Origin of the sequence: Lishizhenia sp., assembly GCF_033720595.1 — a bacterium.
Taxonomy (GTDB): domain Bacteria; phylum Bacteroidota; class Bacteroidia; order Flavobacteriales_D; family Crocinitomicaceae; genus Lishizhenia.
In genome coordinates this window covers 1-12,567 of the sequence record NZ_JAWWCF010000076.1, presented here as the reverse complement: position 1 = coordinate 12,567, position 12,567 = coordinate 1, and the positions used below count along the sequence as shown (strand labels likewise).

The window sequence follows — 12,567 nt, the reverse complement described above, 5'->3', positions numbered from 1 at the left end:
TGATTACCAAAGCAGTCATGGTACAAACAACCACGGTATCAATAAACGGCTCTAACAAGGCAACAATACCTTCTGAGATAGGTTCATCTGTAATGGCCGCAGAGTGAGCAATTGCAGAAGATCCAACACCTGCTTCATTCGAGAATGCTGCTCTTTGGAAACCTAAAATCAATACTCCAATAAATCCACCATATATGGCGTCTGGACTAAATGCTCCATTGAAAATAGTTTTAAAACCAAATCCTAAATTATCGTAGTTAAATCCAATAATCACCAAAGCACTAACAACATATATCCCTACCATAGTAGGTACAATTTTATCTGTAACCTTGGCAATACTCTTAATACCACCTACGATTACAACTCCAACCAAAATAGCCATTACTATACCGAAGTAGAAACCATAAGATGAGAATCCTTCCAAACCTGGAAGCTGAGATAATTGGTTAAAGGCTTGATTGGCTTGGAACATATTTCCTCCACCTAAAGAACCACCTACACATAAGATAGCAAAAATCAATGCCAACACTTTACCTAACTGAGCAAAGAATGGTCCTTTTTTAGCCAAACCTTTTGACAAGTAGTACATTGGTCCACCAAATACTTCACCGTCTTCTTTTTGGTGTCTGTATTTCACACCTAAAGTACATTCTACAAACTTAGAGGCCATACCTAATAAACCAGCTAAGATCATCCAGAAAGTTGCACCTGGTCCACCCATAGAGATAGCGATAGCAACCCCTGCAATATTTCCTAAACCTACAGTTGCAGATAAAGCAGTAACCAATGCTTGGAAGTGAGACACCTCACCGTGATGACCATTTGGATCATCATATTTACCCTGTACTAATTCAATGGCGTGTTTCGGACCTCTAAAGTTGATAAACTTCATTCTAATTGTAAAGAACAAAGCTCCGAGTACTAACCACAATACAATTAATGGGAATCCTTGTGTCTTAGTGCTTAAGTTTTTACTGTAGAAGGGTTGTCTTTCAGGATAGTCTATTACCCCAATAACTTTATCTGATCTATTCCCTCTTTTATTGATGAAGTGAACTTGCTCACCTGCCTTTGCTTTTATTTCTAAAACTCCAGATCCAACTGCGAAAAAAGGAAATTCATTTTCTCCATCCTGTAAGATGGCAATAGCTTGTTGATGTTTTACTTTCGCTCCATCCTCTACTAACCACTCTTTTACAAAGTAATCTTTCTTTGATTCATCAAGGGCGAAGGGTGCTTTCAGTACATTATTTGGCACCTTAACAGTATCCGCAAAAATTTCGTGAAACAGTATGCTTTGCATAAAAGCTACCGCAGGCTTCATGGCATTATTAAAATGCTCTGGAATACTTTCCGCGTCTACTATACCTTTCCTTGTAACTGAATTATTGGCTGCATCTACAACGGTAACCTTTATAGTATCACCTTCTGACAAACCTGTTGCCACCCTGGTGTAAATGTTAACTCCTTCTTCAGACCAGATATAACGGTAAGGTTTCACCCCACCTTTCACGATTACCTCCGCGGTAACATCGTCTATCTTATCCTCAAAATCTTGAACTTTTAAATCTACTTGTAATGTCTCTTGTGAAAATGTTAGAAATGCCGTCGTAATAAATAAAAACGTAAGTATTTTTTTCATAAAGTTTTTGCTTGATTTCTTCAAAAATAGAAATATTTATTGCTTTCGAAAGAATTATAAACGTTCGAGTATCTCCTCCAAGGTTTTAGGAGCATAACCGAGATCATTTTTCGCCTTGGATAAATCAAATCCCGTTTTAGGTGGACGCTTCGCTTTTTGATTCAAACTCTCCGATTTTATAGGTTGAATTAAATCTGTATTCAATCCATAATACTTTCCTACTCTATTTACAATTTCCAGAATACTCAGCGTTTCTGGTCCACAAATATGATAAATTCCTCTTTTACCCAATTCCACAATACGAATACAGGCCCAAGCTAAATCATCGGCCCATGTTGGGGCTCTAAATTGGTCGTCTACAATAGTAAGAGCATCTCCTTTTTCCAATGCACCTTTTGCCCATAATAGGATATTAGACCTACTCATACCAGGAGTTTTACCTAAAATAATTATCGTTCTCACGATGGACCAATTGGTATTTTCGTCATTGGTTAGTATATGCTCAGCATCTAATTTAGATTTTCCATAAACACTTAAAGGATTCGGTTCATCGGTTTCTTTGTAATCTCCTTGTTTTCCATCAAAAACAAAATCAGTTGAGAGCAACTGAAGATGGGCATTGATTCGCTTCGCTTCTTTCCATAGAATCTCAACTGCTTTCACATTCAACAATTCACAACCCTCAACATCATCTTCACATGCATCCACATTGGTCATGGCCGCAGTATTTATAATATGTGTAGGTTTTAATTTTTGAAAACAAGCTTCAACTTCTGAAGGAATAGTAATATCTAAACTGACGTATTTGTCAGCCGGACAGTTAGGGTTTCTATTCTCTCCCCTTCCTGTTGCAATATATTCTTGTCCGTTTTTTTCTAATTGGTTGATGATTTTCTGGCCTAATAAACCATTGGCTCCTGTAACTAATATTTTACGCATCTACTTCAAAGTATTTCCTCAAATTATCTATTTGCTGCTTATCTCCTAACAACAAAATCTTGCTCCCTTTTGTTATCAATGTATCTCCAGAAGGATTAATTTGATAATCTCCATCGTCTTCTTTTATCCCAACTACAGAACAACCAGAAATTTGAGCGTTTATAAATACCTCTAATTTTTGATCTTTAAATTTCAAGGGTAAGCTATCATAGTTCAAGGCCACGATATTAGGTGTGTAATCAGAAGAAATTATTATTTCATCGATGAACTCCATGACATCAGGCCTCACCACCAAAGAAGCCATATGTGATCCTCCCACTGAATCGGGCATGATCACAGAATTGGCACCAGCGATTTTTAATTTGTTATAGGTTTCATTTTTTGATGCACGCGCAATAATCTGAACTTTCTTACTCATTTCACGGGCCGCCAACACCACATATACGTTGTTGGCATCAGAGGGCATACAAGTAATGATGGCTTTTGCATTCTCTAAATTCGCATTCACCAAATTTTCATCTACAGTGGCATCACCTACGACGAAATTATAATTTTCATCACTCTCATATTTCTCAACGCGAGCAGGGTCTAATTCTACAACCACGAAACTTTGCTTTGTTCGTGCAAAATCTTCTGCTACTTGTCTACCTACACGACCAAAACCACATATAACCACGTGATTTTTCAGGGCATCAATTTTACGTTTTTCCATGATGGTTTTTCTTAATTTTCTAAATTCTCCCCCAAATAAGTAAGAAGATAAGGAGGTTATTGCATAGGCGAAAGTACCCAAGCTCATAACAATTAGAAAAGATGTAAATATTTTACCGTTAGGAGATAAGGATTGAACTTCTCCAAAACCTACGGTTGAAATGGTAATCATCGTCATGTAAAAGGCATCAAGGGTATCATACCCTTCTAAGCCCACAAAACCCAAAATACCAATGAGTATACACCCTATTATAAGTGTAATACTATAGAATAGTCGATAATATAACTTACGGTACGCTTTAAACATTTACAGTTCCCAAATTGATCTCGGTTTAGAGCTTAGTCGCAAGGTATGCTTGTGTTCTAAGAGCCAACCCATAACAAGATACAACAATAATGGAGAGCCCAAACCAATAAAAGAAATATAGATAAAAAATCTTCTAACGTGTTCGGTTCTTAACCTAAGTTTTTTGGCCCACCAGGCACATACGCCGAAAGAGCGTATTTCAAAAAACAAAACTATTTTCTGTATTGTTCTCATGCTTTATTTGATAGGATAAAATTACCAATTTTACAGTGAAGACACTTCCTATCCGAACAAAAAAACTGATTTTGTTCTAAAAGCGCTTGTGTATCAAAGGCATTCTCCATGTCTACCCCTCTTTTCTGCCATTTATCGAGGATAGTATTTTCTTCAGGGGGCAAACTTAAAAGGATATCCATAGCAAGCTGCAGGTCACCATCATTGCCTTTTTGTTTACCCCGAAACCAAAAGAACAAGGCAAAAGCATTGATAAAAATTATATTCTGAGCTTTTTCACTAAGTTGAGTTTCGTGTTTTTTAAGGGTGGTAGATTTAAAGGAATAGTGATATTCCCAAAAAGCAGAAATGTTATCGTTAAACTTTCGACGTAACACCTCTAAATTATTGGCTTGAAAAGGGACTACTTCATACTTCCATTGCACAATAAAATGCGCGAGTTGAATAATTTTTAAATTAGGAAAACTACTTGGCCTAACCCCACTAAAACGCCAAGCACTAGCATCCATCATAGCAATCCCGTACTTCTTTTGTAAAAAATGCCAATGCTTTTTCAACTCATCTGTGTATGGATGATTATTCGCTTCTTGAAGTAACCCAGCTGCTCCGAGCATTACTGCTTCCAGCCTTTGTATATCCCATGCTTCTCTTAAAAGAAGTTGATAGGGTAGCAACTGTGCCAACTGTTGAAAAGGTAATTTATTTACCCTTCCTCCAAAACTTTGAAATAACAAATAATGCAAAACTTGTTTATAATCGTTCTTAGCGAGCTTAAACACACTTTTTAACTCCTCTATTTTTCGATTAAACCGATGTGCAAAAGCTACACTTACTTGTTGAAACACCAAGAGCTTGTTATTCTCTAATTCTTTTTGGCAGGGCAAATTTTCATCCTTTTTAAATACGTGCTGGTAATTTTTGTAATGCTCTAGATCTAAAACATCTTTCAATTCTAGTGTTGGAAGTTCTCTACCTTTTACAAATACCGCTTCGTCGTAATTGTAAACGACATGGAGGACTACATTATCGTAACTAGGGTCATTTTGATGTCCGTGCTTATACCAATCTGAGGAATTCACATGCATTTCAACATTGCCAGACCACGTCAATTCTTCCAAATACAATTTTGCATTGAAAATATCGGGACCTGTATCGTGATTTAATTTTCCGAAATCTAATATTATCAGGGGTCCACCATCAACAAGGGTCAGCTTTTGTAGCGGAAGTCGTTTAGACTCCCACAGGTAGTGTAGGTACTGTTCTTTCATAATGATTAGGTTGAAGGTAGAAGATACGAAAAAGCAAATAGCTAAAAAAATTGGACACAAAAAAAAGGCGAGTGTACTTACTCGCCTTTTTCGTAATTATCTTTTTCTTACCAGCCTTTGGCCTTTAAAATCTTGTGCATATCCTGTTGAATCGCATGAGCTGCTTCAGCAGATTTTTGAGCAAAGTCTTCACCTTGTCCGGCATAAATAATGCCTCTAGATGAGTTTACCAACAAACCACAATCATCATTGAATCCATACTGCGCAACATCTTCTAAGCTTCCTCCTTGCGCTCCAACACCTGGAACTAAAAAGAAGTTATTGGGAACAGTTTTTCTAACTTCACCAATACCCTCAGCTCGCGTTGCTCCAACTACATACATTAGGTTTTCTGGCGTTCCCCATTCTGAAGTTTTACGCAACACCTTTTTATACAACTCCTCACCTTGCGCATCTTTCACAAATTGGAAGTCCAGCGCTCCAGCATTAGACGTTAAGGCTAACACGATTACCCACTTGTCTTCAAATTGCAAGAATGGCGTTACAGAATCTTCTCCCATGTAAGGTGCTACTGTAACTGAATCAAAATTCAAATATTCAAAGAAAGTTTTGGCATAATAGCTAGAAGTATTTCCTATATCTCCTCTTTTTGCATCTGCAATTGTAAAGATATTATCAGGAATATAATCCATGGTCTTCTCTAAAGCTTCCCATCCTTTTTTACCCAAACATTCGTAAAACGCGATGTTGGGTTTATAAGCTACACAATAATCTTTGGTAGCATCTATGATTTGCTTGTTGAACTCAAAGATTGGATCTTCTGTGTCTAACAAATGCTTTGGAATTTTATTTAAATCCGTATCCAACCCTACACATAAGAAGGACTGTTTTCTTTTGATTTCAGCAACTAACTCTTCCTTCTTCATGCTTATGCAGTTTCTCCTTTCATCTTCTCCGCATTCTCGGCTACTTTCAAGGCATCAATCATTTCTTGAATATCTCCGTTAATGAAGTTAGAAAGGTTATACATTGTTTTATTGATACGGTGATCTGTAACACGACCTTGCGGGTAGTTGTAAGTTCTGATTTTTGCAGATCTATCTCCCGTAGAAACCAAAGATTTTCTTTGCTCAGCACGCTCAGCATTTTTCTTCTCTAATTCCTGTGTGTACATTCTTGAACGCAAAACAGAGATTGCTTTCTCCAAGTTTTTGTGCTGTGAACGTCCGTCTTGACACTCCACTACAATACCTGTTGGAATGTGTGTTAAACGAATGGCAGACTCCGTCTTGTTAACGTGCTGTCCACCCGCACCTGATGCTCTAAAGGTATCTCTTTTCACATCAGACATGTTCAATTCAACATCCACTTCTTCTGCTTCTGGTAACACAGCAACAGTAATTGCAGAAGTATGCACACGACCTTGTGATTCTGTTTCTGGCACACGTTGTACACGGTGAACTCCTGATTCGAATTTCATAGTTCCGTATACACCTTCACCTTCAACATTCATAGAGATTTCTTTGTATCCTTTAGTACCTCCCTCATTCGAGTTCAATACCTCTACCTTCCATCCTCTATTTTTGAAGTACATGCTATACATTCTAAACACGTCTTCCACGAAGATACACGCTTCATCACCTCCGGTACCGGCACGTAATTCAACAATAACGTTTTTATCGTCTTCAGGGTCTTTTGGAATTAACAACACCTTCAACTCTTCCTCAAGTTCTGGTTTTTGCGATTCCAATTCGTGCAATTCCATTTTAGCCATTTCCTTCATCTCTTCATCATCTTCCATTTCTAGAAGCTCTTTAGAAGAAGCAATGTTATCTAAAATGTTCTTGTATTTTTTATACGCTACAACAATCTCTTCAAGGTCTTTATACTCCTTGTTCAATTTAACGTAGCGTTTCATATCCGCAATGATGTCTGGATCGACGATCAAACGTCCAACCTCTTCAAAGCGGTAATTTATATCTTCTAATTTACCTAGTAAATCTTCCATTATTTGTCGTAAATAAACTCTCCGTATGGAGACTGAATCGTTAATTTCTTTCCTTCATGTTCTTCTACTCTACCTACAATCTGAGCATCTACATTGAAAGATTTAGAAATTTCTATAATTGAAGCAGCGATTTCTTCTGGAACGTAAATTTCCATTCTGTGTCCCATATTAAATACTTTGTACATTTCCTTCCATTCTGTACCTGATTCTTTTTGAATCACATCAAATAATGGAGGAATAGGGAACATGTTATCTTTAATCACGTGAACGTTATCCACAAAGTGAAGCACTTTTGTTTGTGCACCACCACTACAGTGAACCATACCTGCGATATCTGCTCTGTGTTTGTCTAATATTTTCTTGATGATAGGTGCATAAGTACGTGTTGGAGATAATACCATTTTACCTGCATCTACAGGAACACCATCAATCTTATCTGTTAATCCGTAAGATCCAGAATACACTAAATCATCTTGTACAGCTGGGTCAAAACTCTCTGGGAATTTCGTTGCTAAGTCGTGCTTAAATACATCGTGACGGGCAGAAGTTAATCCGTTACTTCCCATACCACCATTGTACTCTTTTTCGTAAGAAGCCTGACCAAATGAAGAAAGTCCAACAATTACATTTCCTCCTTTAATGTTGTGGTTAGAAACAACATCTTCACGTTTCATTCTAGCTACAACCGTTGAGTCAACAATAATCGTTCTCACTAAATCTCCCACATCGGCAGTTTCACCACCTGTAGAGAAGATACCAATTCCTTGCTCTCTTAAATCAGACAACAACTCTTCAGTACCATTAATTATTTCGGCAATAACATCACCGTTAACTAGATTTTTGTTTCTACCAATTGTACTTGATAAAAGGATATTATCTGTAGCTCCCACACACAATAAATCATCAATATTCATGATCAATGCATCTTGAGCAATACCTTTCCATACGGATAAATCACCCGTTTCTTTCCAGTACATGTAGGCCAAAGAAGATTTTGTACCTGCACCATCAGCGTGCATAACTACACAGTAGTCTTCATCACCTGTTAAGTGATCTGGAACTATTTTACAAAATGCTTTCGGAAACAATCCTTTATCAACATTCTTGATTGCGTTGTGAACATCCTCTTTTCCAGCGGAAACGCCTCTTAAGTTATATCTAGTATCTGCCATAATAATTCTTGGACGGCAAAGATAACTATTATAATTTATCTGAGCGAGTCCGACTTTTATAAATCAAAAAATCCCGACGGCTTTCACCATCGGGATTAAACATATTTTTAAAACCTTATTGTTGTCCTTGCGTTGAACCTGATGCAACAAAGTCCATACTTACAACCTCTCCTTCCGTTCTACGGTTAAATTGGTGTAATTTCTCAAACAACTCTGGGTCTGACTTTTTAAACTTATTGATGTAAGATTCAGTCAAAAGAATTTCTTCGTAAACTGTTCCCATATCTGGTTTATCTACCACATATTTTCCGTCTACCAAGTAAACTGTTCTCGGTTCGTTTTCTCCACGACCCTCTGGAACTAATCTTTCTCTTGGAACACCTTTTTCATTTACTAAGTAATCCACACAAGATTGTGCTCTTCGTTGTGCTAACTTCTCATTGGCAGAAGCACTACCACGTGAATCGGTGTGTGATACTAATCGGATAACCATTCCTGGGTATTCCTCTAACATATCGTAAACAAAGTTCAATGAATCCTTAGAGTTGATCGAATCTTCAATTACCATCAATTCAGCACTACCCAATCTGTATCGTACCTCTGGTAAACGAATTGGTGTTTTAGGCACCATGTTCATTGCAAAGTAGAAATCTTGGTTATCCGCCAATCCTTTTGTTGTGAACTCTACCATCTGTCTGTTATCGTGGTATCCTTCCAAAGGCAACAATTTCACTTTAAACTCACCTTCTTCTCCAATGTAACGATCTCCATTTGGTTTCTTCTCCCAGTAAACCATACCACTTTCATTGGTAACTCCTGTAAAGGTTCCTTCAGCAGTTGTTACTTCAACAGAAGCACCATTTACTTTTTCAGAAGAACCTAATTTACTTACTACAACTTTCAATGTAAATAAGTTCGGTGGAATTTCGTAAGAGTAAATATTTGTAGCGTATGAACCTTTCTTTCTATCCGAAGTAAAGTAACCTGTTTTCTCATCCACCTGTGTTAAGTGGAAATCATTGTCTTTAGAGTTGAATGGGTATCCCATGTTTTCTGGAGCTGCCCATTTGTATTCTGTTCCAATTCTTTTGGCAACAAAAATATCTAATCCACCTAATCCAACGTGTCCTGATGAAGCGAAGTACAACTCACCGTTTAGTCCGAAAGTTGGGAATAACTCGTCTTGCGCTGTATTAATTTCTGGTCCCATGTTTTTAGGATCAGACCAAGAATCAGATCTTCTATCGTACTCTGTGTACCATAAATCTTTTCCTCCAAAACCACCTGGCATATCAGAAGCAAAGATTAAGAATCTTCCATCTTCTGAAGGACATGGGTGACCTACAGATACTGTATCGTTTGGTTTTAAGTTAATTTTTTCTGGAATATCCCAAGATCTACCTTTCAATTGAGATACGTAAATATCACAACCAAAGAAGTTATCATCTGGGTTGTAACATCTTGTTAAGAACATTTGTTTGTAACGACCATCAAAAGCAACAGGTCCTTCGTGGTGCTCTGTATTGATGCTATCATCTTCTACTGGAGTTACCTCTCTGTAGTTTCCATTTCTATCTAATTCAGCGTAAAATACATCGAAGTATTTCTCACCAGAACGTGGATCAACATCTTTTCCTAATGCCTCTGCTCTTGCTGAAGCAAACATGATTTTATCACCTCTTCTATCAGCAATCACCAAACACATGTCTGATGCTTTGTCATTAATTTTATCTTCAGCTTTAATCGTAACCTTTTTGGCTAATGCTACAGTAATAGGAGCTTGTTCACAAGATTTAATAGCATCTTCAGCAGCCTTATCTCCAGGAACTAATTCTAAATACTCTTCGTATTGTTCCTTCGCCTTGTCGTAATCTCCCGTAAAACGGTGTGCCTCTCCATAGTTAAAGTGAACTTTAGGTTCTGTTTTAGCAAATCCTAAATCTATTGCTCTCTCATACCATTCTTTTGCTTCTTCATGTTGCTCTGTTAGGCGGTAAGATTCTGCAACGCAATATGCCATTTCTGCTTTGTATTCCTTGGACTTTCCAGCTTTGTAAGGAATTTTTTCATATGCTTTCTCACATTCTGAAGCAGCAACTGCATAGTTCCTTCCCGAGAATGCTTTTCTAGCATCCTTGATAGGTCCTTTTTGCGCGAAAAGCGAGAGACTACAGAATGTTAACGTAACGACAAGTAGTGATTTATAGCTCATGTACGACATTGGTTTTATAAAATTTTACGAAAGAAAATAATTTTAATCGGTTTAAGCAAACAAAATAATACAAAGTTTCCGATCCCTAAAGTCTTCCTTTAATTAATTTAGATATTTAACGTATTAGATTGAAAGGGTTACACTTCCCTTGATGACATATACACTTCCCACTTATCCAAAACCGCCTGAAAATTGGCTGGCAAATCGGAATCAAAACGTTTATACTCATCTTTTACGGGATGCTGAAACCCTAAAGTTTTTGCATGCAATGCTTGTCCGGGCAACAAAGCAAAACAGTTCTCTACAAACTGTCTGTATTTAGAAAAGGTGGTCCCCTTTAAAATTCTATCGCCTCCATATTCGTTATCATTAAACAAAGGATGTCCGATAGATTTAAAGTGCGCTCTAATTTGGTGCGTTCTCCCCGTCTCTAATTTACATTCTACCAATGTAACATAACCATAGCGCTTAATCACCTTGTAATGTGTAACGGCATGTTTACCGTGTTCTCCCTCAGGAAAAACATCCATCACTTTTCTATTCTTTAAAGAACGACCGATGTGCCCCGTAATGGTTCCATCTTCTTCGATATCTCCCCAAACCAAAGCATGATAACGACGCTCTGTGGTTCTATCAAAAAACTGCTTAGAAAGATGCGTTAAGGCTTGCTCTGTTTTAGCAATAACCATTAACCCCGTTGTGTTCTTATCTAGTCGGTGAACCAATCCTGGTCTACCGTAATAATTCTCTGTTTTCTCAGGTAAATTATCGATGTGATATACCAAAGCATTCACTAAGGTTCCTGAATAATTTCCATATCCTGGGTGCACCACCATTTCTGAGGGCTTATTAACCACCAATAAAGTGTCGTCTTCGTAATGAATATCTAGGGGAATATCTTCCGGAATCAATTCAATTTCTCGAACAGGATAAGGAAATTCAACCGTGATTACATCATCAGGCTTTACCTTATAATTCTGTTTCACTGCTTTACCATTGGCATGAATATTACCATTCTTTGCAGCTGTTTGAATTTTATTTCGCGTAGTATTTGGCAAACGGTCTAATAAGAATTTATCCACTCTTAATACCTCTTGCCCTTTATCTGCAACTACTTTATGATGTTCAAATAACTCTTCTGATTCAGAATTAAAGTCTTCTATCTCTTCGCTCACCTCTTAACTATTTTTGCCGTTTTCAATACTTGGTGATTTTCATCATAGATATTCACCAAATAAATTCCGGCTTCAAAGTTAGCTAAATCTAAGGATAGCGCATTTGATTTTGTTAAAAGTTCTCTTCCTCCTAAATCATATACACTTATCGTGAAGTCATTTCTATAGTCCGTTTTAAGATTCACCCAACCATTTGAAGGGTTCGGATAGAGTGTAAATTCAAATGATTCAGCTGCCATTACCTCATCGGTAGACAATTGATAATCTAATTTCGTAGAAAACATAGGTCGCATCATTACAGACCCTTGGAAACCTGTGTTTTCCCAGGTATTCTCCCCATCCAAACTATAGAAAATCTTATCACTGTTTGCAATATTCATATCTAAACCAACATTTAATCGGTCACTATCAATTTGTCTCCAACCTACATAAAAAACCTCTCCAACAGCTACTTTTTGCGTATCGGCTAGGTAATACGTGTAAAAACCATTATTCGACATTTGGTATTGTGGCTGACGCGGATTAAAGAAATCATCTTGATAAAGTACATCTCCGGGTTCTCCGTTCTCATCGCCCCAAATTGTAAGCAAAAACAACTTGTTGGAAACATCTATAGCCGCTGGAACAAAATGTATTTGTATCGCAACAATCGAGTCGGCTTCATAGGCCTCAAACTTATAAGCTAACCTCGCTTGGGTTCCGTTAGGTCCATAAGCTAATTCTGCTGTTCCATCATCGTAAGCATACACTGCTTTGAAGGTTTGTGTACCGAAAGTAGAATCGTTGTAACTAAAGTCGTTAAAAGGCACACTAGCCTCAGCAATCCAGTCAAACTCCGCCATGGTATCATTGGCCAAGTTGGCATCAAAGCTATACCCTCCGCTTAAATCTACTTCTGA

At 37.5% G+C, this 12,567-nt stretch carries 10 protein-coding genes; all 10 read right to left on the bottom strand.

The annotated features are described in order from the left end of the window. Positions 1 to 1,642, bottom strand: a 1,642-nt coding sequence (locus R3333_RS07155) for an amino acid carrier protein (protein ID WP_318958104.1), incomplete at its 3' end; no start/stop codon positions are given. A gap of 54 nt (positions 1,643 to 1,696) precedes the next feature. Beyond that, positions 1,697 to 2,581, bottom strand: a complete 885-nt coding sequence (locus tag R3333_RS07150) for an SDR family oxidoreductase (protein ID WP_318958103.1) — start codon at positions 2,579 to 2,581, stop codon at positions 1,697 to 1,699. Further along, complete coding sequence (locus tag R3333_RS07145; RefSeq protein WP_318958102.1) at positions 2,574 to 3,599, bottom strand: potassium channel family protein; 1,026 nt, start codon at positions 3,597 to 3,599, stop codon at positions 2,574 to 2,576. Before R3333_RS07145 ends, R3333_RS07150 begins: the two co-directional genes overlap by 8 nt. A 230-nt stretch (positions 3,600 to 3,829) precedes the next feature. Continuing rightward, the gene (locus tag R3333_RS07140; protein WP_318958101.1) at positions 3,830 to 5,101 is read right to left on the bottom strand and encodes a DUF2851 family protein; all 1,272 of its coding nucleotides are present in this window, start codon (positions 5,099 to 5,101) and stop codon (positions 3,830 to 3,832) included. A gap of 107 nt (positions 5,102 to 5,208) precedes the next feature. Beyond that, positions 5,209 to 6,027: an orotidine-5'-phosphate decarboxylase gene (gene pyrF / locus R3333_RS07135; RefSeq protein ID WP_318958100.1), complete on the bottom strand. Its 819-nt coding sequence runs from the start codon at positions 6,025 to 6,027 to the stop codon at positions 5,209 to 5,211. A gap of 2 nt (positions 6,028 to 6,029) precedes the next feature. After that, entirely contained in the window at positions 6,030 to 7,112 is a 1,083-nt protein-coding gene (prfA, locus tag R3333_RS07130; protein WP_318958105.1) for a peptide chain release factor 1, read from the bottom strand. Further along, a complete protein-coding gene (locus tag R3333_RS07125; protein ID WP_318958099.1) occupies positions 7,109 to 8,281 on the bottom strand; it encodes an AIR synthase related protein in 1,173 nt (390 codons plus the stop codon). The genes prfA and R3333_RS07125 overlap by 4 nt, the downstream gene beginning before the upstream one ends. 115 nt (positions 8,282 to 8,396) lie before the next feature. Further along, positions 8,397 to 10,493, bottom strand: a complete 2,097-nt coding sequence (locus R3333_RS07120) for an OmpA family protein (RefSeq protein ID WP_318958098.1) — start codon at positions 10,491 to 10,493, stop codon at positions 8,397 to 8,399. Between the two features lie 137 nt (positions 10,494 to 10,630). Then, entirely contained in the window at positions 10,631 to 11,668 is a 1,038-nt protein-coding gene (locus tag R3333_RS07115) for an RluA family pseudouridine synthase (RefSeq protein WP_318958097.1), read from the bottom strand. After that, positions 11,665 to 12,567, bottom strand: a 903-nt coding sequence (locus R3333_RS07110) for a T9SS type A sorting domain-containing protein (RefSeq protein ID WP_318958096.1), incomplete at its 5' end; no start/stop codon positions are given. The genes R3333_RS07110 and R3333_RS07115, both read right to left, overlap by 4 nt.